This window comes from Comamonas sp. 26 (genome assembly GCF_002754475.1).
GTDB lineage: Bacteria > Pseudomonadota > Gammaproteobacteria > Burkholderiales > Burkholderiaceae_C > Comamonas.
Map to the genome: position 1 here is coordinate 1297331 of NZ_PEFL01000001.1, position 23978 is coordinate 1321308.

Consider the following 23978-nt stretch of genomic DNA (forward strand, 5'->3'; position numbering starts at 1 on the left):
GGCCGCACTCGCGGCGATTTCCACTCATGAAAAAACATTTCAATCGCTTGGGCATGCGCTCTGCAACTGCCTTGGCTGCTATGGTTTTAGCTGCGCAGGCAGCATGGGCGCTGGAGCCCTTCAAGGTTCAAGATATCCGCGTCGAGGGCTTGCAGCGTGTAGAGGCCGGTACGGTCTTCGCATCCATGCCCTTGCGTGTGGGAGATGACTACAACGACGAAAAAGGCGCAGCCGCTATTCGCTCGTTGTTTGCTCTGGGTCTGTTCAAAGACATTCGTCTGGAAGCCAATGGCAATGTGCTGGTTGTGGTCGTTGAAGAGCGCCCCACCATTGCCGAAGTGAACTTTGCCGGCACCAAGGAGTTCGACAAGGACACCTTGACCAAGGCCATGCGCGATGTGGGTCTGGCTGATGGCCGCCCATTCGACAAGGCACTGGCAGACCGCGCGGAGCAAGAGCTCAAGCGTCAATACATCAACCGAAGCCTGTACGGCGCGGAAGTGGTGACCACGGTGACGCCTATTGAGCGTAACCGTGTGAACCTGACTTTCACAGTCTCCGAAGGTGATCCTGCCAAGATCAACGAAATTCATATCGTTGGTAACAAGGCATTCAAGGAATCCACGCTTAAGGATCTGTTTGATCAGGACACCGGCAACTGGATGAGCTGGTATACCAAGTCGGATCGTTACGCCCGCAACAAGCTCAATGCCGACCTGGAGTCCTTGCGCTCCTACTATCTGCAGCGCGGCTATCTGGAGTTCCGTGTGGAATCCACACAGGTTGCTATCTCGCCAGATAAGCAGAGCATTGGCTTGACCGTCAATGTGCATGAAGGAGATCAATACGTGGTCTCTGGCGTGAAGCTGGACGGCAACTTCCTGGATCGTGACGATGAGTTCAAGTCTCTGGTCAAGATCAAGCCCGGTGAGCCCTATAACGCTGACCAGGTTGCTGAAACCATCAAGGCTTTTACCGACTATTACAGCAACTTTGGCTTTGCCTTTGCCAAGGTTGAAGCGGTGCCTGAAATTGATCGCGCTAATAATCGCGTGAACATCGTCCTGCAGGCCCAGCCTTCGCGCCGCGCCTATATTCGCCGTATCAGCGTCAGCGGCAATAACAAGACTCGCGATGAAGTGATTCGCCGTGAATTCCGCCAGTTCGAAGCGTCCTGGTATGACGGCCAGAAAATCAAGCTGTCGCGCGACCGCGTTGACCGTTTGGGCTTCTTCACGCAAGTGGAGATTGAAACGCAGGAAGTGCCGGGCTCTCCCGATCAGGTTGATCTGATGATCAATGTGGTTGAAAAGCCCACAGGATCGATTCAGCTGGGTGCAGGTTTCTCCAGCGCTGAAAAGGTTTCGCTGTCTTTTGGTATCAAGCAGGAAAACGTTTTTGGATCCGGTAATTACCTGGGGCTGGACGTCAATACCAGCAAGTACAACCGCACCATGGTGGTTTCGACCACCAATCCGTATTTCACGGATACGGGCATCTCGCGCACTTACGATCTGTACTACCGTACAACGCGCCCTTACTATGATGATGCTGCTTACAAGATCATCACCAAGGGTGCAAGCGTGCGCTTTGGTGTGCCGTTCAGTGAGGTGGACACCATCTTCTTTGGCGCTGGTGTCGAAGGCAATGAAATCAGGCCTGGCACGTATATGCCGGGTATCTACAGCGAGTATTGCGGTGGCACGTCTGTATCCAATACGGGTTGCTCCAAGACGGGCATTCCTCTGACTTTGGGCTGGTCTCGTGATAATCGAGATAGCGCGCTGGCACCTAATGCCGGTCGTTATCAGCGTCTGAATCTGGAAGCTTCATTCATGAGCGATATGCGCTACATGAAGGCTAATTACCAGGTCCAGCAATACATTCCCCTGAACAAGAAGTACACCATTGCGCTGAATGGTGAGCTGGGCTGGGGCAAGGGTATTGGCGGCAACCCCTATCCTATTTTCAAGAACTTCTATTCGGGTGGTCTGGGTTCGGTGCGTGGCTTTGAGCAAGGCTCTCTGGGTCGCCGTGATAGCGTGAATACGAATCTGGCGCTTGGCGGTACACGCAAGCTGACTCTGAATGGTGAATTCATGGTGCCGTTCCCCGGCGCTGGCAATGACAGAACCCTGCGTTTGTTTACATTTGTAGACGTGGGTAATGTATGGGCGGAAGGTGAAAGCATGGAGTTGAACTCCCTGCGTGCCTCCACAGGTATCGGTATTAGCTGGATTTCGCCATTGGGGCCCCTGCGTTTGGCTTATGCTCAGCCTATTCGCAAGGAAACCGGCGATAGAATCCAGAAACTGCAATTCCAAATCGGAACATCTTTCTAATGAAATCTCTCTCTAGCCATCTTTCTCTGGCTGTGCTGCTGGGCGCCATGGCCGTCTCTGCGCATGCACAGGAATTCAAGGCAGGTTTTGTGAATACGGATCGTATCTTCCGTGAAGCATCTGCAGCCAAGGCTGCACAAGCCAAGCTTGAGCAGGAGTTTTCCAAGCGCGAAAAAGAACTGGTCGATCAAGGCAATACCTTGAAGACTGCTTCGGACAAGTTCGAGCGCGAAGCTCCGACGATGGCTGAAAGCCAGCGCGCTTCGCGCCAGCGTCAGCTGGTGGATCAGGATCGTGAATTCCAGCGTAAGCGCCGTGAATTCCAGGAAGATCTGAACGCCCGCAAGAACGAAGAACTGGCAACAGTTCTGGATCGTGCGAACAAGGTGGTCAAGCAAGTTGCCGAAGCTGAAAAGTACGACGTGATCCTGCAAGAAGCTGTGTATATCAACCCCAAGTTTGATATCACAGACAAGGTGATCAAGACTTTGAACGGCGCAAAGTAATCTCAAGGATACTTTTGTGAGCGTTTTATTGGGACAAATTCTCGATGCGCTCGGCGGAGAACTGGTGGGAGGCGATCGCGAGATGACTATTTCTCGCATCGCCCCGCTGGACTCCGCAGACCATGGTGATCTGAGCTTTTTAAGCAATCCCCGCTATCGCCAGCAACTGGCCGCCTCTCAGGCGGCTTGTGTCATTGTGGCTCCTGCTCTGCGTGATGAAGCGGCGCAGCGCGGTGCTTGCATCGTCACGGCTGATCCCTATGCTTATTTCGCACGGGCCACCCAGTGGTGGAAGGCGCACCAGCAAGGTGGAAAGCTGCAAGGCATTCATCCCACCGCCGTGGTCGATGCGTCTGCGCAAGTGCATGCAACGGCCTATGTCGGGCCGCTGTGTGTGGTGGAAGTAGGCGCTGTGATTGGCGCAGATACGGTGCTCAAGTCGCGTGTCACCATCAGCAGTGGCTGTGTAGTGGGCGAGCGCTGCATTGTGCATGCTGGCGTGGTGATTGGTGCGGACGGCTTTGGCTTTGCACCCTCGGCCGGTCAGTGGGAAAAGATCGAGCAGCTGGGCTGCGTTCGCATTGGCAATGATGTCGAAATCGGTGCCAACACCTGCATAGATCGCGGGGCACTGGATGACACCATCATTGAAGATGGCGTCAAGATCGATAATCTCGTGCAAATTGCCCATAACGTGCACATTGGTGCGCATACGGTGATTGCTGGCAATACCGGTATTGCGGGCAGTGCGCGCATTGGCAAGCGTTGCCAGATTGGCGGCGCAGCAAATATTCTGGGGCACCTGACGATTGCGGATGGAACGGTGATCTCGCCGACCTCCATGGTCACTCGTTCCTTGCCCAAGGCAGGTTTTTACACAGGCATCTTTCCGTTGCAAGAAAACGAGCAATGGGAAAAGAACGCTGCAACATTCAGGCAGCTGTATACGCTCCGTGAGCGCATCAAAAAGCTTGAACAAACGCTGGCTGAGGGTCAGCGAAGCAACAACGGAAATTGATGATGGATATTCAAGAAATTCTCAAGCAACTGCCTCACCGCTATCCTTTCCTCCTGGTGGACCGGGTGCTGGAGCTTGAGAGCAACACTCGCATCAAGGCGATCAAGAACGTCACGTTCAACGAGCCGTTCTTCACAGGTCACTTCCCTGGTCGTCCCGTCATGCCTGGCGTGCTGATTCTTGAAGCGCTGGCACAGGCTGCAGGCCTGCTGGCCTTTGATGCCATGGGTCAGGTGCCCGATGAAAACAATATCTACTACTTCGTGGGTATTGATTCCGCACGCTTCAAGCGCCCCGTGGTGCCAGGAGATCAACTGGCTCTGGAAATCACCATCGACCGCGTGCGCGGCGGCATCTGGAAGTTCAACGCTGTTGCCAGCGTGGATGGCGAAGTGGCGGCTGAAGCACAACTGATGTGCACCATGCGCCACGTGGGATAAGTATTGATGGCGTCAGCGAGTTTGATTCACCCCACCGCAGTTATCGACCCTGCGGCACTGCTTGATACCTCGGTATCGGTGGGGCCTTATGCCGTCATCGGGCCAGATGTGCGTATTGGTGCCAACACCACGGTGGGGGCGCATTGCGTCATTGAAGGCGCGACCACCATTGGTTGCGACAACCAGATTTTCCAGTTTGCGTCGCTGGGTGCTCAGCCCCAGGACAAAAAGTACGCGGGCGAGCCCACACGACTGGTAATCGGTGATCGCAACACGGTGCGCGAGTTCTGTACCTTCAATCTGGGTACGGCGCAGGACCGTGGCGAGACCACGATCGGTGACGACAACTGGATCATGGCCTATGTGCATATTGCGCACGATTGCATTGTGGGCAACAACACTATTTTGGCCAACAACGCCACGCTGGCGGGCCATGTACATGTGGACGACTGGGCCATCCTGGGCGGCCTGACGGGCGTGCACCAGTTCACCCACATTGGTGCGCATGTGATGGCCGGCTTTGCCAGCCATATCTCTCAAGATGTGCCGCCCTTCATGATGGTGGACGGGAACCCGCTGGCGGTGCGCGGCTTCAATGCCGAAGGCCTGCGTCGCCGTGGTTTTACGCCGGAGCGACTGGCCGCCGTCAAGCAAATGCACAAATTGCTGTACCGCCAGGGCTTGACGCTGGAGGCGGCCAAGCAGGCGATTGAAGCCATGAAGGCTGATGTGCCCGAGGCCGTGCAAGATATAGAGCGCATGCAGGCCTTTCTGGCTGCGTCGACACGCGGCATTGCGCGCTGAGTGCACCTCACGCACTGCAAAACTGATAGCGGCTAGCGCTGCTTCCATCAAAGATTGAGACGTGAATAGCTCTGAAACCACTAACCAGATAGCGCAAGCTGCTGCAGACTCCGTAGCGCCCAGCATTGCCATGGTGGCGGGTGAGGCTTCGGGCGATTTGCTCGCCTCCCTGCTGCTTGGTGGTCTGCGTCAGCGCTGGCCTGATGTAACGTCGATGGGCATTGGCGGCGAGAAGATGCAGGAACTCGGCTTTGATGCGTGGTGGCAGTCCGAGCGGCTGGCCGTGCACGGTTACAGCTGGGAAGTACTGGCCCGCGTGGCTGAGCTGCTGGGCATTCGCAAAAAGCTGCGCCAGCGCCTGATTGCGCACCCGCCCTCGGTCTTTGTGGGGGTGGATGCGCCGGACTTCAATCTGGGTCTTGAAACCAAGCTGCGCGAGGCCGGCGTTAAAACCGTGCACTTCGTGTGCCCCTCCATCTGGGCCTGGCGTGCCGATCGCATCGAAAAGATCCGCCGCGCGGCCGACCATGTGCTGTGCATTTTTCCGTTCGAGCCAGAGTTGCTGGCCCAGCACGGCATTGAGGCGACCTATGTAGGCCACCCGCTGGCTCAGGTCATTCCGCTGCACCCTGATCGCGCTGCGGCGCGCGCCCGACTGGGTTTGCCTGAAGAGGGTCTGGTCCTGGCTTTGCTGCCCGGTAGCCGCCGCTCTGAAGTGCGCTATATCGCTTCCGGCTTTTTCAAGGCTGCGGCGCTGGTGCAGAAAGCGCTGCCAGCTACGAAAATCGTAGTGCCTGCGGTGCCTTCCTTGTTTGAGGAAGTCAAGCGTATTGCTGCTGAGGCTGGCATGGCGGACAAGGTGCTCATCGTCAAGGGCCAGTCCCATGATGTGCTGGCCGCTTGCGACTGTACGCTGATTGCCAGCGGCACCGCCACGCTGGAGGCCGCGCTCTACAAGCGCCCCATGGTCATCAGCTACAGCATGCACCCCTGGAGCTGGCACCTGATGAAGCGCAAGCAGCTCCAGCCCTGGGTGGGGCTGCCCAATATTCTGTGCGGCGATTTTGTCGTGCCCGAGTTGCTGCAAGACGCCGCAACCCCCGAGGCGCTGGCGAAGGCTGCACTGGGCTGGCTCCGAGCCAGCCAGGATTCTCCTGTCACCATTGAAGCGCTGGTTGAGCGCTTCACCGCGCTACATCACGAACTGCGCCGAGATACTGCCGAACTGGCTGCCCATGCGATCGAAAAAATCATTGCCTCCCCTGCTGCTTGAGCAAGATAACCTGCCCTGGCATCCGCCCGGGCTGGTTGCAGGGGTGGATGAAGCTGGGCGCGGCCCGCTGGCTGGTCCGGTGGTGGCTGCGGCCGTCATTTTGGATGACATGAAGCCCATTGTGGGCCTGAACGACTCCAAAAAGCTCACGGCCAACCGCCGTGAGGTGCTGTATGACGAAATCCGCGCCAAGGCGCTGTGCTTTTGTATAGCTCAGGCATCGGTGCAGGAAATTGACGAAATCAATATTCTTCAGGCCACATTGCTGGCCATGCGCCGCGCGGTGATGGGCTTACGCCTCAAGCCCGTGCTGGTGCTGGTCGATGGCAATCAGCTGCCGCAGATTGATGTGCAGGCCGAGGCCATCGTCAAGGGCGACTCGCTGGTGCAGGCGATTTCTGCAGCTTCCATTCTGGCCAAGGTCACGCGTGACCGCTGGTGCGAGCGGTTGGATGCCCAATATCCGCAATACGGCTTTGCAGGCCACAAGGGCTATGGCACGGCGGCTCACCTCGCGGCGCTGCGCGCCCATGGCGCTACGGCAGAGCATCGCCAGTCTTTCTCGCCGGTGGCGCAGGTGCTGTTGGCCGGTCAGGTGTGCGAAGGCGTCATGGCGTTGCCTGTGTTGTGCGAGACCGGCCTTTCCGGCGTGACTTCTACATTACAGATGTCGCAGGTGTCGCTGTACGCCTAACGTAAACCTGAGTGCGGCACAGGGCCGACTCAAGCGCTTTATCTTCAGATCATTCAAGCTCGGCAGGCATGAGCAGGCCGGGTTTTCTTTTTTTATCCAGAGGTTGATATGGCTGCACGCCCTCAAGTCACGGAAATTCATTCGCGCGACAACACTTTCGTCAAAGAGCTGCGCCGCCTCTCGCAGGACAGCACGGCTTATCGCAAGCAGGGCCAAGTCTGGCTCGAAGGCGACCACCTTTGCCGCGCTGCGCTGGCGCGTGGTTTGAAGCCTAAAACCGCCGTCTTTGCACAGTCTTTTTGGCCTCAAGCTCCCGAGGAATGGACGCAAGCAGCTAGTAAAGTCATAGTGATGGCCGATGCGCTGTTCGATGAAATCAGCAGTCTGGAGTCCCCCGCGCGCATGGGCTATGTGATGGACTGGGATGCAGGCGTGCAGGTGCAGCCCGGCGTGGCCACCGTGCTGCTCGATCGTGTGCAGGATGCTGGCAACGTGGGATCCATCTTGCGCAGTGCTGCGGCCTTTGGGTTCACGCAGATCGTGGCGCTCAAGGGCACGGCTGCGCTGTGGAGCCAGAAGGTGCTGCGTGCAGGCATGGGTGCTCACTTTGGTCTGCATCTGGTGGAAGCAGCTTCGATTGAAGATGTCCAGTCGCTGGGCCTGCCGCTGATAGTGACCAGCTCTCATCAGGGGACATTGATTCATGAAGCCAATCTTCCATGGCCTTGCGCATGGGCCATGGGTCATGAAGGGCAGGGCGTTGGCAATGCCTTGATGGAGATGGCGGAGCACCGCATCAGCATTGCTCAGCCAGGAGGTGAGGAGTCACTCAATGTAGGGGCGGCAGCTGCAATTTGCCTGCATGCAAGCAGCGTAAGCATGCTTCTGCGAAGAGGGTAATCCCGAGGCCTTTCAAGGGGCTGTAGCCGACCACCCCTATAATGGGCGGCTTTCAAGCATTCCTTCATACGCCTAGCGACGCTTCCTCGCCATTCCCTGCAGACAAAATGTCCCAGCACACATGCCGGGGCTTCGTTGGGCGTAACCGTAATTAAAAAACCGGAGAACCCTGTGCTTTTGTCTCTCAAGGGAAATTTCCCATCCGCCATTCTGGCGCTCGCAGACGGCACGGTCTTTATTGGCAACTCGATTGGTGCGCAAGGCACCACCGTTGGTGAAGTCGTTTTCAACACTTCGCTGACTGGCTATCAAGAAATCCTCACTGACCCCAGCTACTGCCAGCAGATCGTGACACTCACGTATCCGCATATCGGCAACTATGGCGTCAACTCCGAGGACGTCGAGGCTGACAAGATCCATGCCGCAGGTCTGATCATCAAGAACCTGCCATTGCTGGCCAGCAACTTCCGCAGCGAGCAAACGCTGTCGGAATACCTGATTGCTGGCAACACTGTGGCTATTGCCAACATCGATACCCGCAAGCTCACACGTCTGCTGCGAGACCAAGGCGCACAGAACGGTGCGATCGTGGGTCTGGCTGCCGGCGAAGCCGTGACGCAGGCCAAGATCGACGAAGCTGTTGCCGCTGCCAAGGCCGCCCCCAGCATGAAGGGTCTGGACCTGGCCAAGGTCGTGACCACCGATAAGTCCTACGCCTGGACTGAAACCGAGTGGAAGCTGGGCCAAGGCTACGGCAAGCTCGAAGCCCCCAAGTTCAAGGTCGTGGCCTATGACTTTGGCGTGAAGAAGAACATTCTGCGCATGCTGGCCGAGCGTGGTTGCGACGTGACCGTCGTGTCCGCCCAGACCCCTGCCAAAGATGTGCTGGCGATGAACCCCGATGGCGTGTTCCTCTCCAACGGCCCTGGCGATCCCGCACCTTGTGACTACGCTATTGCTGCTGTACAAGAGATCATGGCTGCCAAGATGCCTTTGTTTGGTATCTGCCTGGGTCACCAGATCATGGCCCTGGCCTCCGGTGCCAAGACCTTCAAGATGCAAAACAGCCACCACGGTGCCAACCATCCTGTGAAGGATCTGGACTCCGGTCGCGTCAGCATCACCAGCCAGAACCACGGCTTTGCGGTGGACGTCGAGTCGTTGCCAGTCAACACCCGCGCCACGCACATCAGCCTGTTTGACGGCACGCTGCAAGGTCTGGAGCGCACCGATGTGCCCGCCTTCTGCTTCCAGGGTCACCCCGAAGCATCGCCCGGCCCGAACGATATCGGCTATCTGTTTGACCGCTTCACCGCGCTGATGGAGAAGAACTAATGCCTAAGCGCAACGACCTCAAAAGCATTTTGATCATTGGCGCCGGTCCCATCGTGATCGGTCAGGCCTGCGAGTTTGACTACTCTGGCGTGCAGGCTTGCAAGGCCCTGCGCGAAGAGGGTTACAAGGTCATTCTGATCAACAGCAACCCCGCCACGATCATGACCGACCCCGCGACTGCGGACGTCACCTACATCGAGCCCATCACCTGGCAGACGGTCGAAAAGATCATCGCCAAGGAACGTCCCGATGCTATCTTGCCCACCATGGGTGGCCAGACTGCGCTGAACTGCGCGCTGGACCTGTGGAAGCACGGCGTGCTGGACAAGTACAAGGTCGAACTGATTGGCGCCAAGCCTGAGGCCATCGACAAGGCTGAAGACCGCTCCAAGTTCAAGGACGCCATGACCAAGATTGGTCTGGGCTCCGCACGTTCCGGCATCGCCCACTCGATGGACGAAGCCTGGGCTGTGCAAAAGGAAATGGGCTTCCCCACCGTGATTCGCCCCAGCTTCACGCTGGGCGGCACGGGCGGCGGCATTGCCTACAACCCTGAAGAATTCGAAACCATCTGCAAGCGCGGTCTGGAGGCTTCGCCTACCAACGAGCTGCTGATTGAAGAATCTCTGCTGGGCTGGAAAGAGTACGAGATGGAAGTGGTGCGCGACACCGCTGACAACTGCATCATCGTTTGCTCCATCGAAAACCTGGACCCCATGGGCGTGCACACCGGTGACTCCATCACCGTGGCGCCGGCCCAGACACTGACCGACAAGGAATACCAGATCATGCGTAACGCATCTCTGGCGGTTCTGCGCGAAATCGGTGTGGACACGGGCGGCTCCAACGTGCAGTTCTCGGTGAACCCCAAGGACGGTCGCATGATCGTCATTGAGATGAACCCCCGCGTCTCGCGTTCGTCGGCACTGGCGTCCAAGGCAACGGGCTTCCCCATTGCCAAGATCGCGGCCAAGCTGGCTGTGGGCTTCACGCTGGATGAACTCAAGAACGAAATCACCGGTGGTGCAACCCCCGCGTCGTTCGAGCCTTCGATCGACTACGTGGTCACCAAGATCCCACGTTTTGCGTTCGAAAAGTTCCCTGCTGCCGACGACCGCCTGACCACGCAGATGAAGTCTGTGGGCGAAGTGATGGCCATTGGCCGTACCTTCCAGGAGTCCTTCCAGAAGGCCTTGCGCGGTCTGGAAGTGGGCGTGGACGGCATGAACGAAAAGACCCAGGACCGCGAGATTCTGGAAAAGGAACTGGGCGTACCCGGTCCCGACCGCATCTGGTATGTGGGTGACGCTTTCGCGGCTGGCTGGTCGCTGGACGAAGTCCACAACATCACCAAGATCGACAAGTGGTTCCTGGTGCAAATCGAAGAGATCGTCAAGATCGAACTCGAGCTGGACGAGCTCTACGAAGCCAAGGGCGAAGGCGCTCTGGCGGCTCTGGATGCGCAGACCCTGCGCAGCCTCAAGCAAAAGGGCTTCTCGGACCGCCGCCTGGCCAAGCTGCTGCACACCAGCGACAAGGCCGTGCGCGAAGCGCGCAAGGCGCTGAAGGTGCGTCCTGTGTTCAAGCGCGTGGACACCTGCGCTGCCGAGTTCGCTTCCAACACCGCATACATGTACTCCACGTATGACGAAGAGTGCGAAGCAGCTCCCACGGACAAGAAGAAGATCATGGTGCTGGGCGGTGGCCCCAACCGTATCGGCCAGGGTATCGAGTTTGACTATTGCTGCGTGCACGCAGCAATGGCCATGCGCGAAGATGGTTACGAAACCATCATGGTCAACTGCAATCCCGAAACCGTGTCCACCGACTACGACACGTCCGACCGCCTGTACTTCGAGCCGCTGACGCTGGAAGACGTGCTGGAAATCGTGGACGTCGAGCAGCCCGAAGGCGTGATCGTGCAGTACGGCGGTCAAACGCCTCTGAAGCTGGCGCTGGGCCTAGAAGCCGAAGGCGTGAAGATCATCGGCACTACGCCCGACATGATTGACGCGGCCGAAGACCGCGAGCGCTTCCAGAAGCTGCTCAACGAACTGGGACTGCGTCAGCCCCCGAACGCGACTGCACGTACCGAAACCGAAGCGCTGGAAAAGGCCGCTGGCCTGGGCTACCCCCTGGTGGTGCGCCCCTCCTACGTGCTCGGCGGCCGTGCGATGGAAATCGTGCACGAGCAGCGTGATCTGGAGCGCTACATGCGCGAAGCCGTGAAGGTCTCCAACGACTCTCCCGTGCTGCTGGACCACTTCCTCTCCAACGCCATCGAGTGCGATGTGGACTGCGTGCGTGACAAGACCGGTGCTGTGTATATCGGCGGCGTGATGGAACACATCGAACAGGCTGGTGTGCACTCCGGTGACTCCGCTTGCTCGCTGCCTCCTTACTACCTGAAGGCTGATACGGTTGCTGAAATCAAGCGCCAGACTGCTGCCATGGCCGAAGGCCTGAGCGTGGTGGGTCTGATGAACGTGCAGTTCGCCATCAAGGAAGTGGACGGCCAGGACGTGATCTACGTGCTGGAAGTGAACCCCCGCGCTTCGCGTACCGTGCCTTTCGTCTCCAAGGCGACTGGCGTGCAGCTGGCCAAGGTTGCCGCACGTTGCATGGCTGGCCAGACTCTGGCCGAGCAGGGCGTGACCAAGGAAGTCACACCACCTTACTTCAGCGTGAAGGAAGCCGTGTTCCCGTTCGTGAAGTTCCCCGGTGTGGACACCATTCTCGGCCCCGAGATGAAGTCCACCGGTGAAGTCATGGGTGTGGGCAAGACTTTCGGCGAAGCCTTTGTAAAGAGTCAGCTGGGTGCCGGTGTGCACCTGCCGGCCGAAGGCAAGGTTTTCCTGTCCGTGAAGAACAACGACAAGGCCCGTGCCGTGGCTGTGGCCAAGGAATTGGTTGCCATGGGCTACAGCCTGAGCGCAACCCGCGGAACAGCGGCTGCATTGGAAGCTGCTGGCATGTCGGTGCAGGCCGTGAACAAGGTGACGGAGGGTCGTCCTCATGTGGTTGACATGATCAAGAATGGCGACATCGCCATGGTCATCAACACCGTGGAAGAACGCCGCAATGCCATCGCTGATTCGCGTCAGATCCGTACCAGCGCCTTGCTGGCTCGCGTGACGACCTTCACCACCATCTTCGGCGCTGAAGCAGCTGTGGAAGGCATGAAGGCCATGCGTGGCAATCTGGATGTGCATTCCGTGCAGGAACTGCACGCTATGCTGACCAAGGCCTGAGAAGCCTGAACCCGGCTCAGCCCGTAAGGTCTGCCGGGTTTTTACCGGATTTCTGCCCTGTCAAACGGGGCATAATCATCGGTAATGTATTTGAACCGCCGCGCGGCAACGTGCGGCGGTTTGCTTTTGGGGCACAGGCCCCTGTTTGACGTTGTCAGGCAGATCTGTGCGAAAAGTGCCGCGCAGTGCGCGGCGTCTGCTGAATTTGGAGACTCGATCATGGCCACCATCCCAATCACCAAGCGCGGAGCAGAAAAGCTCAAGACTGAACTGCAGCGCCTGAAGACTGTGGAGCGTCCCGCCGTCATTCAAGCCATTGCCGAAGCACGCGCTCAGGGTGATTTGAGCGAAAACGCCGAATACGAATCCGCGAAGGAGCAGCAGGGCTTCATCGAAGGTCGCATCATCGAAGTGGAAGGCAAGCTGTCCGCCGCGCAAATTATCGACCCCACAGGTCTGGATGCTGGCGGCCGCGTGGTGTTTGGCGCCACGGTTGATCTGGAAGACGAAGACAGCGGCACTGCTGTGACTTATCAGATCGTGGGCGAAGACGAGGCCGATCTGAAACACGGCCTCATCAACGTCTCCAGCCCCATCGCCCGCGCCCTGATTGGTAAGGAAGAGGGCGATACCGCTGTGGTGCAGGCACCCGGTGGCGAGCGTCGTTACGAAATCGTGGGCGTTAAGTACATCTAACCTCCTGAGGCGCTGCGCGCCTTCTCCCTCTCTGCTTCGCGGAAGGGGCAACATCTTCGCTGCGAGGCTGCCCTTGCTTGATGTTTCTGGCCTGGGCGCTGCGCCGCTTTCAAGGATCAGTGACTATGTACGAGCGTCTGCCTGTTTTTCTGGCCGCTTTGTGGTGGGGCAGTTTGTGCTCTATTGGCTTTGTGGCTGTGCCCATGCTGTTCGTCAATTTGCCCGCGCCAGCGATGGCGGGCTTTATGGCGGCCAAGCTGTTTGCAGCGCAGACATGGATTTCGATAGCATGCTGCGGTCTACTGCTGGTCTTTTCAAAGCGAAAACATGCTGAAAAGATTGAGGCTTGGGCGCAAGCAGCTATCGGTTTTGTGATCGCAGGCATGCTGCTGGCCCTGGTCGTGCAGTACGGCGTATCACCCAAGATCGTTGCGCGTGAGAATCTAAAGCTCTGGCACAGCGTTGGCACGGGTATGTATGCCTTGCAGTGGCTGTGTGCCGCCATCGTGCTGTGGCGCGTTGCAGGCGTTCGCAAGCAGGCTTGATCCAGCCCAAGTCCGGCAAAGCGGCTGGGAGTAAACTGCCAAGGCCATGGAATCTCAAATCGTAAAAATCGACGCGACCGACTGGAGCAATGTCCAGCGTCGCGATGAATGGATTGCTGCCGTCGAGGCGGGCAAGTTGCTGTACTTTCCGCAACTGACCTTTCAGCTGACCGATCAGGAAAAAGCGCTGCTGCGCCCCGACGTGCGCGACCCCAAAGCGCGCAATATTAGCCTCAATGTAGATGGCTCGATCAAAGGCGTTGCCGGCGATGAAGCCACGCAAAAGCAGGTTGCCGCCATGGTGGGCCGCTTTCGCGATCAGGCCACGGGGCTGATTGCCAGCTTGTTCCCCGATTACATGCCTGTGGTGCGCATGGCGCCCACCAGCTATCGCCCCTCGCAGGTTGAAACGCGCGCCCAGTCATGGCGTGCGGACGACAAGCGCATGCATGTGGATGCTTTTCCATCACGGCCCAATTACGGCGAGCGTATCTTGCGCGTGTTCACCAATGTGAACCCCGCAGGCCAGCCGCGTGTGTGGCGTGTGGGTGAGCCTTTCACCGATGTTGCCAAGCGCTTTGTGCCACGTGCCAAGCCCTATAGCGCCTGGCAGGCCAAGGCGCTGGAGCTGCTGCATGTGACCAAGTCTTATCGCAGCGAATATGACCACCTGATGCTGCAATTGCACGACGGCATGAAGGGCGATATGGACTACCAGCAAAATGCGCCACAGGAGACTGTGCCGTTTGCTGCGGGCTCAACTTGGGTGTGCTTTTCCGATCAGGCTGTGCACGCGGTGATGTCGGGCCAGTACATGCTGGAGCAGACTTTGTTTCTGCCGCCGGGCAGCGAATACAACCCTGCAGCCAGCCCACTGTCCATTCTGTCGCGCATGAAGGGCTACTCGCTGGTCGATGCGAAGCATCGCAAGTAGGCTGTGCTATCTATTTTGAGCTCGAGGCGTGCAGCAAAAAAGGCGTTGAACCCTGTGGTCAACGCCTTTTGTTTTGGCTGCAAGCAATGCAGCCATCAGGGGTGAGAGATCAGCCCCAAGCCTTTTCGATCCATTTTGCAGGTTCGATATGACGGAAGCGTTTGTTGCGGCGGCCTTCCAGCGCATCGGGTGGGTTCACTTCGCCGTGGAAAATCACGATGCGAGCATCCGCAGGCGGCACCGGCTCTTTCCAGTAATTGGTGGGCCAGGTCGGAATGCAGTAGTACTTGAAGCTGGGGCACCAGGCGGCAGGCCAGTAATCCAGCTTCCCTTGCTTGTGCAGAAAGTGAGACAGATACTCCTGCTCATTGCGGTACTTGGCACGCATTTCTTCGGTGTTGGCGCGGAAGTTCTCAAGAACATCGGCATGCGCACCCAACTCAAAACGGTAGACCGAGGAGTTGCCGACAATCCGCTTACCAAAACGCCAGAAGCGCGGGTAGTCGTGAATGATGCGAAAGTCGCCGGGCAGCGCAAAGAACTCATCCAGGCTGCCCACAATGACTACATCCAGATCAAGGAATAAAGCCTGGCCTTTGAGACCATGCAGGTCTCGCTCAAAGGTCGTGAGTTTTTTCCAGGCTCCGTCACGCTGGCCAGGGGCCAGGTGAATGTTCAGGTCGGGAATGGGTAGGCATTCCACTTCGGAACGAATCCCTTCAATACTGTCGGTCAGGCAGACAAAGCGAAAATCCCCGCTGAGATGGCGGCGCACCATGGCATAGAGTCGATTGACGTACTCCGGGCCGTACTTGGTACCCCATTTCATGCAAAGAATGTGGCGTTGCTGCTGTGTGGTCTGAACCATGGATAAGCGGTCTCAGCGAAGAAAATGGCAAACGAGCGATGTGCGGCGGATCTTGAAGATCCGAATCAATGGCCTTTTTTGACCGACTTTTGCTTGGGCTTGGCGCGCTTGATCGTGCCGCCAGCTGTCAGGCGCTGGTTGCCCAGTACGCGCAGTTGCTTGACTTCAGGCTTGGAGCCGGCGCGGCCGAACTTGAGCACCTTGATGTCGCGAGGGCCGGGCATGCGGTCTTCGTCGTGCTGACGTTCCTTCTCAGGAATGGGGCGCCACAGCACGAGCAATTTGCCGATGTGCTGGATAGGAGCTGCGCCGAGTTCGTCGCAAAGTTGCATGTAAATTTGCTCGCGGCTGGCGCGGTCATCACCGAAAACGCGGACCTTGATCAGACCATGGGCATTGAGTGCAGCGTCCACTTCCTTCTGTACGGCGGGGGTTAGACCATCGCCACCGATGAGGACAACGGGGTCCAGATGGTGGGCTTCAGCGCGGTGTTCCCGGCGCTGTGCGGGAGTTAATTCAATTTGGGGCATACCCGTATTATCAAGGCTGCGAGAATTCAGGCATGAAAACGAAAACCAAAAGTAAGAAGGTCAATAAGAATTGGCTGCACGATCACATCAATGATCCGTATGTAAAAGCGGCTCAGAAGGATGGTTATCGTGCCCGCGCGGCCTACAAGCTCAAGGAAATTGACGAGTCGCTCAAGCTGATTCAGCCCGGCCACACCGTGGTTGACTTGGGTTGTGCCCCTGGCGCTTGGAGCCAATATGTGCGTCGTCGCCTCTCGCCTAGTGGCGCGGCTGCGGGGGATTTAAATGGCCGCATCATCTCTCTGGATTTGTTACCCATGGACCCCATTGAGGGCGTGCACTACATCCAGGGCGACTTCCGCGAGGAGTCTGTGCTGGTCCAGCTGGAAGAAGCCATGGCGGGAGGTAAGGCCGATGTCGTGGTCTCTGACATGGCACCAAACCTTTCAGGTCATGGAGTAACAGACGGTGCACGGGTCGCCGTGCTGATCGAGATGGCCGTCGAATTTGCGATCAATAACATGAAGCCTGAAGGGACATTGGTGGTCAAACTCTTCCACGGTAGCAGCTACAACGAGCTGGTGGATTTGTTCAAGCAGACTTTCAAGCTGGTCAAACCCATCAAGCCCAAGGCCTCGCGTGACCGTTCTTCCGAGATATTCTTGGTGGGTATTGGTCTTAAACAGCCTGCCTGAGTGCTTGAGCTCACTGTGTAAACAGGTTCTAAGGGCATTTTTTCGAACGGCTTGCTTACGCAAGTCTATGAAAGTGATAGTGCAAAGCCGTGGTAAATCATTGGCTTAGCGCTGTTTCAGCGCAAGACCGCATTCTGCCTATGGCTGCAATAGGGGGAAATAGCCGTCTTTGCCGCTTGAAAGACCTAAAATGAACCTCAACTAGGTTTAGAAGCCCCCTTCTGGGCCTTTTCGTCTGAATATTCCTTTGGAGCCCCGCTTGAACAATCAGTGGTTTTCAAAAGTCGCCGTCTGGCTGGTCATTGCCATGGTGCTGTTTACGGTGTTCAAACAGTTTGACACCCGAGGCGCTGGTGGTGCATCTCATGTTGGCTACTCGGAATTCCTGGAGCAGGTTCGCAGTAACCGCATCAAGTCTGCAACCATTCAGGAAGGTGCCGGCGGCACCGAGGTTGTGGCAACCACAACCGATGATCGCAAGATCCGCACCACAGCCACTTACCTGGATCGTGGTTTGGTCGGCGACCTGATCAATAACAACGTCAAATTTGACGTGAAGCCCCGCGAGGAAGGTTCGCTGCTCATGACTTTGCTCGTGAGCTGGGGTCCCATGCTGTTGCTGATCGGTGTGTGGGTTTACTTCATGCGCCAAATGCAGGGCGGCGGCAAGGGCGGTGCGTTCAGTTTTGGCAAGTCCAAGGCGCGCATGCTTGATGAAAATAGCAATACCGTTACCTTTGCGGATGTGGCTGGTGCCGACGAAGCCAAGGAAGAGGTTAAGGAAGTCGTTGACTTCTTGAGAGACCCCAACAAGTTCCAGAAGCTGGGCGGTCGCATTCCTCGTGGCTTGCTGCTGGTGGGTCCTCCTGGTACGGGTAAGACCCTGCTGGCCAAGTCCATTGCTGGTGAAGCCAAGGTTCCTTTTTTCTCGATCTCGGGTTCTGATTTCGTGGAAATGTTCGTTGGTGTGGGTGCTGCCCGTGTCCGTGACATGTTCGAGAACGCGAAAAAAAATGCGCCTTGCATTATCTTTATCGATGAAATCGATGCCGTGGGCCGCCAGCGTGGTGCCGGCATGGGTGGCGGTAATGACGAGCGCGAACAGACACTGAACCAGATGCTGGTTGAGATGGACGGTTTTGAGACCAACCTCGGCGTGATCGTGGTGGCTGCAACCAACCGTCCTGACATTCTGGATGCGGCTTTGCTGCGCCCTGGCCGTTTTGACCGTCAGGTGTATGTGACACTGCCCGATATCCGCGGTCGTGAGCAGATCCTGAACGTGCATATGCGCAAGATCCCCGTCGGGCAAGACGTGAATCCCGCGATCATCGCGCGTGGCACGCCCGGTATGTCTGGTGCTGATCTGGCCAACCTGTGCAACGAAGCTGCTCTGATGGCTGCACGCCGCAATGCGCGCACCGTCGAGATGCAGGACTTCGAAAAGGCCAAAGACAAGATCATCATGGGCCCTGAACGCAAGAGCATGGTCATGCCTGAGGAAGAGCGCCGCAACACGGCCTACCACGAAGCAGGCCACGCTTTGATTGGTAAGCTGTTGCCCAAGTGCGACCCCGTGCACAAGGTGACCATCATTCCACGTGGTCGTGCGCTGGGTGTGACTATGAGCCTTCCCGAGAAGGATCGCTACTCCTACGACAAGGAGTTCATGCTGAACCAGATTGCGATGCTGTTTGGTGGCCGTATTGCCGAAGAAGTGTTCATGCACCAGATGACGACTGGTGCCTCGAATGACTTTGAGCGTGCGACCCAGATTGCACGTGACATGGTGACCCGCTACGGTATGAGTGATGCTCTGGGCACCATGGTGTATTCCGAGCAGGAAGGCGAGCCATTCCTGGGACGCTCTTTCAGCCGTGGCTCCAGCCTGTCTGAAGCCACCATGCAAAAGGTGGATGATGAGGTTCGCCGCATCATTGATGAGCAGTACACGCTGGCACGCAAGTTGATCGAAGACAATAGCGACAAGATGCATGCCATGGCCAAGGCTATGCTCGATTGGGAAACCATCGATGCAGAGCAGCTCGATGACATCATGGCTGGCAAGGAGCCCCGTCCTCCCAAGGACTGGACACCTCGCAACCCTCCTTCATCGGATGGTGGTAACTCGTCGGGCGGTACTCCTGCAGCCAGTGCAGACCCAGCGCCGACAACCGCTTAAAAAATTAAGCACATGAACAAAAGGTCCCTTGAGGACCTTTTGTTTTTTCACTTTCAAGATCGGATCTCTATGTCGCACCAGTGGCAAACATCGCGTTTTCTTTTGCAACTCGACAAACCTCAGGTCATGGGCATTGTGAATGTGACCCCGGATTCTTTTTCTGATGGTGGTAAGCACACAGGCGTGTCTCAGGCTATGGCGCATGCAGAGCTGCTTCTGAAGGAGGGTGCGCATATTCTGGATATTGGCGGCGAGTCCACAAGGCCGGGGTCACCGGCTGTCAGTTTGAAAGAGGAGCTGGATCGTGTGTTGCCCATGCTGCGAGAGGCCATCAAGCTCAATGTGCCAATATCCGTCGATACCTACAAGCCAGAAGTCATGCAGGCCGCACTGGATATAGGCGCAGACATCATTAATGACATCTGGGCGTTGCGCCAGCCGGGTGCGTTTGAGGTGGTCAGCAAGCACCGCAACTGCGGCGTTTGCCTGATGCACATGCACAAGACACCTCAGGACATGCACCTGAGCCATATGCAGGGCAATGCGGTTGCTCAAGTTGCAGGCTTTCTGCAGCAAGTCACGCTGCCTTTGCTGGATGCTGGGGTGGAGCGCTCGCGCATCGTCTGGGATTACGGAATTGGCTTTGGCAAAAGCGTGGTACAAAATTTTGCCTTGCTGGCACATCAACAGGCGCTGCTGGGACTAGACTTTCCCCTTCTCGCAGGATGGTCACGCAAAGGCTCTTTGGGGCAGGTTTCTGGCTTGCCTGTGGAAGATCGGATGGTGCCCAGTGTGGCAGCTGCTTTGCTGGCGGTAGAGCGCGGTGCACGCATCGTGCGCGTGCATGATGTGAAAGATACGGTGGCTGCTTTATCTGTCTGGCAGGCCATGCATGATGAAGATGCGATGACCGCTTGAGCGCCAGCGTAAAAGCAAGAATATTGAATCAGCAAAAGGAAAACTAGAACATGGCACGACAGTATTTCGGTACCGATGGGATTCGTGGAACAGTCGGTAAGTCGCCTATCACCCCCGATTTTGCTTTGCGCCTGGCGCATGCGGTGGGCCGTGTGCTGCGCCGCACGCAAGAGCGTCCCTTGGTGTTGATCGGCAAGGACACCCGCATTTCCGGCTATATGCTGGAGAGCGCTCTGGAGTCAGGCTTTAATTCTGCGGGCGTCGATGTCATGCTGCTGGGGCCCTTACCCACTCCAGGGGTGGCTTACCTCACACGTGCTCAGCGCGCCAGTCTGGGTGTGGTGATCAGCGCCAGTCATAACCCGTTTTATGACAACGGCATCAAATTCTTCAGCGCGGAAGGCACCAAGTTGCCTGACTCTTGGGAAGAAGAGGTTGAGGCGGCTCTTGAGGATGAACCTGTCTGGGCAGAATCTGCCGCTCTGGGCAAGGCACACCGTCTGGCAGATGCTGCTGGCCGCTATATCGAATTTTGCAAAAGCACGTTTGACCATAGCCTGTCGCTGCGCGGCCTGAAGATTGTGGTTGATGCGGCGCACGGTGCTGCCTATCAGATTGCACCCAAGGTCTTTCACGAACTGGGCGCGAATGTGGTGGCCATTGGTTGCTCGCCGGATGGCCTGAATATCAACGAAGGCGTGGGTGCAACCCACCCCGAGGCACTGGTGATGGCCGTGCGCGCTAACAATGCCGACTATGGCGTTGCGCTGGATGGCGATGCTGACCGCCTGCAATTGGTGGATGCACAGGGTCGCCTCTACAACGGGGATGAGCTGCTGTATCTCATGGCGGCTGACCGCCTGGCAGCAGGCGGTGTAGTGCCCGGTGTGGCGGGCACCTTGATGACCAATATGGCGGTTGAGCTGGCAATCAAAGCACAAGGCATGGACTTTGTGCGCAGCAAGGTGGGTGACCGCTATGTGCTGGAAGCGCTGAAAACCAATGGTTGGCAACTTGGTGGTGAAAGTTCGGGCCATCTGCTGGCTCTGGACAAGCACACCACCGGTGACGGACTGGTCAGCGCTTTGCAGGTGCTGCAGGCTTGCGTGCGCTCGAACAAGACGATTGCACAGTGGCTGGAGAAAGTAACACTGTTCCCTCAAGTCATGATCAATGTGCGTTTGCAGCCGGGTCAAGACTGGAAGAGCAACCCGCAGCTGCCTCATGAGCAGGCGGACGTGGAAAAGCTGCTGGGCAACGAGGGCCGCGTGCTGATTCGCGCCAGCGGAACAGAGCCCCTGGTGCGCGTCATGGTCGAAGCGCGAGATGCAACCATGGCCAGCACCTGCGCAGAGCGACTCGCTGCAGTTGTCAGGGGTAGTTAAATCGTTGAAGACTGTCATAGACAGTCTCCAACGTCACTAAATGGTCATGTGATTGTCATAAAGCAGCGGCAGACTGTGAGCATGCCCGCAAGGGCGCTTCAGGCTCTGCAGGCCGCTGTTGACACATGTCCCAATCCTCACAAGCCAACTCTGGCTCTGCTTCTTCTTTTCTCAACTCTGCTACAACCCAGGCTGAAGAGGCTTCGGTGCAGCCCTTGCAGGTTGCAAAGATTGCGGAAACAGGCCCCGCATCGCTGGGGCTGGCTCACGATCTGCATGGTCTGAGTGGGCAAGTGTCGCGCATTGGGTTGGCGGCAGTTGCGAAACCTCAGTCTGACGGGCAACATGGCACGACCGGCAAGGCGTTGGCTGAGCCGGTCAAAGCTGTCACCAAAGCGCCGCGCAGACGTCGTGCAGCGCCCAAGACTGAGGTTGCCATGCCCCCTGCGATTGATCAGACGATTGAGCCGACTCTGGAGCTTCTAGACCGTGATCAAAATATTCTCATCTTCAACGAGCGGGTACTGAGCTGGGCCGAGCGCGAAGACGTTCCGCTGCTTGAGCGCCTGCGCTATCTGTGCATAGTTTCTTCCAACCTCGACGAATGGTTTGAAGTGCGTTGCGCGCCTCACGTCTCTGCAGCCAAGGCCGGGGATGAGCTGGGCACCTATACGCTTGCCAGCTTTGAGCGGCTGATGGCGACAGCGCATGCTCTGGTCGCCAAGCAGTACCAGCTCTACAACCAGTCCATCATTCCTGCGTTCAACAAGCATGCGATTCGCCTGATTTCGCATGGCGATCGCAGTGCGGCGCAGCGCAAGTGGGTGCGTGAATATTTTCTGCGTGAAGTTCAGCCTTTGCTGATGCCGGTGGGGCTCGATCCTTCACACCCCTTCCCGCAAGTGGCCAACAAGGCGCTGAATTTCATTGTGCGCCTCAATGGCGTGGACGCTTTTGGGCGTGCCAATGAGGTGGCCATTGTCAAAGTGCCGCGCGCCTTGCCGCGACTGATCCGGGTGCCGGAAAAAATCTCGGGCAAGCAAAAACTGTTTGTCAGCATCTCTAGCGTAGTGCGGGCGCACCTGGCCGAGTTATTCCCTGGTCGCGAAGTGTCGGAGTTCTCGCAGTTCCGCGCCACCCGTCATTCCGATCTGGCTGTCGATGACGACGATGTCGTCGATTTACGCATGGCACTGCGCCAGGGCCTGCATCACCGTCACTACGGTCAGGCAGTGCGGTTGGAGGTGTCATCGTCTTGCTCGGTGGAGCTGTCTGATCTGCTGCTCGAGCAATACGGTCTGCCTGCGCAGGCGCTGTTCCGCGTCAAGGGCCCTGTCAATCTGGTGCGCCAGATGCAGCTGATTGACCTGGTGGATGACCCTGCCTTGCTATTCCCCAAATGGAAGCCAGCATGGCCCACGCAGCTCACGCCCGGTCGCTCCATCATGGCGCAGATGCGCAAGAGCGACATCATCATTCACCAGCCCTTTGAGAGCTTTGATGGCGTGTTGGAATTGTTGCGCGAGGCCGTCAACGACCCGCAGGTGCTGGCCATCAAACAGACGATTTACCGTACCGGCACCGACTCTGAAATCATGAACCTGCTGGCCGAGGCCGTGAGCCGCGGTAAAGAAGTGCTGGCGGTGCTGGAGCTCAAGGCCCGCTTTGATGAAGAGGCCAATATCAACTGGGCCGAGAAGCTGGAGTCGCTGGGCGTGCAGGTGGTCTATGGGGTGGTCGGCCTCAAGACCCACGCCAAGATGCTGCTGATTACGCGCCGCGAAAAGCGCACCAACCAGCTCAAGTGCTACGCGCATCTGTCTACAGGCAACTACAACGCACGCAGCGCAAGGCTTTATACCGACATCAGCCAGCTGACCTGCAATGCGGAAATTACGGCCGATATGGATGCCGTGTTTCGCCATCTCTCCAGCCACAACACTCTGCCCAAGCTGCAAAAGCTGGTGATGGCGCCATTTCATCTGCAAAGCAGCATGCTGGAGCTGATTGGCAAGGTGGCTGCTGCTGCCGCCCGTGGTCAGCGCGCGCGCATGGTACTCAAGATGAATGCGCTGACCGATGAGCCGCTGATCCGCGCACTGGTTGCCGCAGGGCAAAAGGGTGCGCAGATTGATCTCATCGTGCGCGGCAGTTGCATGCTGCCGGCGCAGCGCCCGGGCGTAACGGACAACATCCGCGTGCGCTCCATCATTGGCCGCTTTCTGGAGCATTCACGGGTCTTCTACTTTGCTTGGGGGGATGAGGAAGAGCTGCTGCTGTCCAGCGCTGACTGGATGAACCGCAACATGCTCAGCCGAGTGGAGCTTGCCTGGCCGGTGCTGGACAAGAAACTGCGCCAGCGCGTGATTGACGAGTGTCTGGTGGCCTATTTGGGCGATGACCGTGATGCGTGGCTGCTTGATGCCTCGGGTGTTTATCTGAAGCCTCTGCATCCGCTGGATGGCAAGGGTGCCCAGCAGGCACTGATGGCTCGCTATGGCGGGGAGAAGCTTGCCAAGTAATCTTTAAAAATGTGAGCTGCTTGCTCCTGATGTTCAATGGTTTTAGCGTCTTTTGATGCGGAAACCCTTGAATGAATTGCGCAAGAAGCTCTCATTTTTATGAACGCTGAAGCAAAAAGGGACTGCACGGCAGTCCCTTT

The 23978-nt window shown here is 57.4% G+C and carries 20 protein-coding genes; 18 read left to right on the plus strand and 2 right to left on the minus strand.

Annotated features, from left to right (window positions below):
• Window positions 1–26: 26 nt before the first annotated feature.
• The 13 genes from bamA (at window position 27) to CLU84_RS05980 (ending at window position 14738) form a co-directional block, all read left to right on the plus strand.
• The gene (gene bamA, locus CLU84_RS05920) at window positions 27–2342 is read left to right on the plus strand and encodes an outer membrane protein assembly factor BamA (RefSeq protein WP_099736392.1); all 2316 of its coding nucleotides are present in this window, start codon (window positions 27–29) and stop codon (window positions 2340–2342) included.
• Window positions 2342–2848, plus strand: a complete 507-nt coding sequence (locus CLU84_RS05925) for an OmpH family outer membrane protein (RefSeq protein WP_099736393.1) — start codon at window positions 2342–2344, stop codon at window positions 2846–2848. Before bamA ends, CLU84_RS05925 begins: the two co-directional genes overlap by 1 nt.
• A gap of 16 nt (window positions 2849–2864) precedes the next feature.
• Complete coding sequence (gene lpxD / locus CLU84_RS05930; RefSeq protein ID WP_099736394.1) at window positions 2865–3866, plus strand: UDP-3-O-(3-hydroxymyristoyl)glucosamine N-acyltransferase; 1002 nt, start codon at window positions 2865–2867, stop codon at window positions 3864–3866.
• Window positions 3866–4306, plus strand: coding sequence for a 3-hydroxyacyl-ACP dehydratase FabZ (fabZ, locus tag CLU84_RS05935; RefSeq protein WP_099736395.1), 441 nt, complete (start codon window positions 3866–3868; stop codon window positions 4304–4306). Before lpxD ends, fabZ begins: the two co-directional genes overlap by 1 nt.
• Window positions 4307–4312: 6 nt before the next feature.
• Complete coding sequence (lpxA, locus tag CLU84_RS05940) at window positions 4313–5110, plus strand: acyl-ACP--UDP-N-acetylglucosamine O-acyltransferase (protein ID WP_099736396.1); 798 nt, start codon at window positions 4313–4315, stop codon at window positions 5108–5110.
• Window positions 5111–5240: 130 nt separating this feature from the next.
• On the plus strand, window positions 5241–6383 hold the full coding sequence (gene lpxB / locus CLU84_RS05945) for a lipid-A-disaccharide synthase (protein ID WP_099737889.1): 1143 nt from the start codon (window positions 5241–5243) through the stop codon (window positions 6381–6383).
• Window positions 6346–7077 (plus strand): ribonuclease HII, encoded by a 732-nt coding sequence (gene rnhB, locus CLU84_RS05950; protein ID WP_099736397.1) that lies wholly within the window; start codon window positions 6346–6348, stop codon window positions 7075–7077. The genes lpxB and rnhB overlap by 38 nt, the downstream gene beginning before the upstream one ends.
• Before the next feature lie 108 nt (window positions 7078–7185).
• The gene (locus tag CLU84_RS05955; RefSeq protein WP_099736398.1) at window positions 7186–7977 is read left to right on the plus strand and encodes an RNA methyltransferase; all 792 of its coding nucleotides are present in this window, start codon (window positions 7186–7188) and stop codon (window positions 7975–7977) included.
• A gap of 171 nt (window positions 7978–8148) precedes the next feature.
• Window positions 8149–9312, plus strand: a complete 1164-nt coding sequence (gene carA, locus CLU84_RS05960; protein WP_099736399.1) for a glutamine-hydrolyzing carbamoyl-phosphate synthase small subunit — start codon at window positions 8149–8151, stop codon at window positions 9310–9312.
• Window positions 9312–12563 carry a carbamoyl-phosphate synthase large subunit gene (carB, locus tag CLU84_RS05965; protein ID WP_099736400.1) on the plus strand — a complete coding sequence of 1084 codons (3252 nt, stop codon included), beginning with the start codon at window positions 9312–9314 and terminating at the stop codon, window positions 12561–12563. The genes carA and carB overlap by 1 nt, the downstream gene beginning before the upstream one ends.
• 219 nt (window positions 12564–12782) lie before the next feature.
• Window positions 12783–13259 carry a transcription elongation factor GreA gene (gene greA / locus CLU84_RS05970; RefSeq protein WP_099736401.1) on the plus strand — a complete coding sequence of 159 codons (477 nt, stop codon included), beginning with the start codon at window positions 12783–12785 and terminating at the stop codon, window positions 13257–13259.
• 125 nt (window positions 13260–13384) lie between these two features.
• Window positions 13385–13804: a DUF4149 domain-containing protein gene (locus CLU84_RS05975; protein WP_099737890.1), complete on the plus strand. Its 420-nt coding sequence runs from the start codon at window positions 13385–13387 to the stop codon at window positions 13802–13804.
• Window positions 13805–13850: 46 nt separating this feature from the next.
• Window positions 13851–14738, plus strand: coding sequence for a Kdo hydroxylase family protein (locus tag CLU84_RS05980; protein ID WP_099736402.1), 888 nt, complete (start codon window positions 13851–13853; stop codon window positions 14736–14738).
• Window positions 14739–14847: 109 nt separating this feature from the next.
• On the opposite strand, the gene CLU84_RS05985 is transcribed toward CLU84_RS05980, so the two are convergent.
• The gene (locus CLU84_RS05985) at window positions 14848–15606 is read right to left on the minus strand and encodes a glycosyltransferase (protein WP_199173694.1); all 759 of its coding nucleotides are present in this window, start codon (window positions 15604–15606) and stop codon (window positions 14848–14850) included.
• 65 nt (window positions 15607–15671) lie between these two features.
• Window positions 15672–16136 carry a YhbY family RNA-binding protein gene (locus CLU84_RS05990; RefSeq protein WP_099736403.1) on the minus strand — a complete coding sequence of 155 codons (465 nt, stop codon included), beginning with the start codon at window positions 16134–16136 and terminating at the stop codon, window positions 15672–15674.
• Between the two features lie 32 nt (window positions 16137–16168).
• Here CLU84_RS05990 and CLU84_RS05995 point away from each other — a divergent pair, with 32 nt between their 5' ends.
• The 5 genes from CLU84_RS05995 to ppk1 all read left to right on the plus strand — a co-directional run bounded on the left by CLU84_RS05995 (window position 16169) and on the right by ppk1 (window position 23838).
• Entirely contained in the window at window positions 16169–16831 is a 663-nt protein-coding gene (locus CLU84_RS05995) for an RlmE family RNA methyltransferase (RefSeq protein ID WP_099736404.1), read from the plus strand.
• Window positions 16832–17090: 259 nt separating this feature from the next.
• Window positions 17091–19013 carry an ATP-dependent zinc metalloprotease FtsH gene (gene ftsH / locus CLU84_RS06000; RefSeq protein ID WP_099736405.1) on the plus strand — a complete coding sequence of 641 codons (1923 nt, stop codon included), beginning with the start codon at window positions 17091–17093 and terminating at the stop codon, window positions 19011–19013.
• Window positions 19014–19082: 69 nt separating this feature from the next.
• On the plus strand, window positions 19083–19931 hold the full coding sequence (gene folP / locus CLU84_RS06005; protein ID WP_099736406.1) for a dihydropteroate synthase: 849 nt from the start codon (window positions 19083–19085) through the stop codon (window positions 19929–19931).
• Window positions 19932–19981: 50 nt separating this feature from the next.
• Window positions 19982–21316 carry a phosphoglucosamine mutase gene (glmM, locus tag CLU84_RS06010; RefSeq protein ID WP_099736407.1) on the plus strand — a complete coding sequence of 445 codons (1335 nt, stop codon included), beginning with the start codon at window positions 19982–19984 and terminating at the stop codon, window positions 21314–21316.
• 437 nt (window positions 21317–21753) lie between these two features.
• Complete coding sequence (gene ppk1, locus CLU84_RS06015; RefSeq protein ID WP_099737892.1) at window positions 21754–23838, plus strand: polyphosphate kinase 1; 2085 nt, start codon at window positions 21754–21756, stop codon at window positions 23836–23838.
• The last annotated feature ends 140 nt before the right edge of the window (window positions 23839–23978 follow it).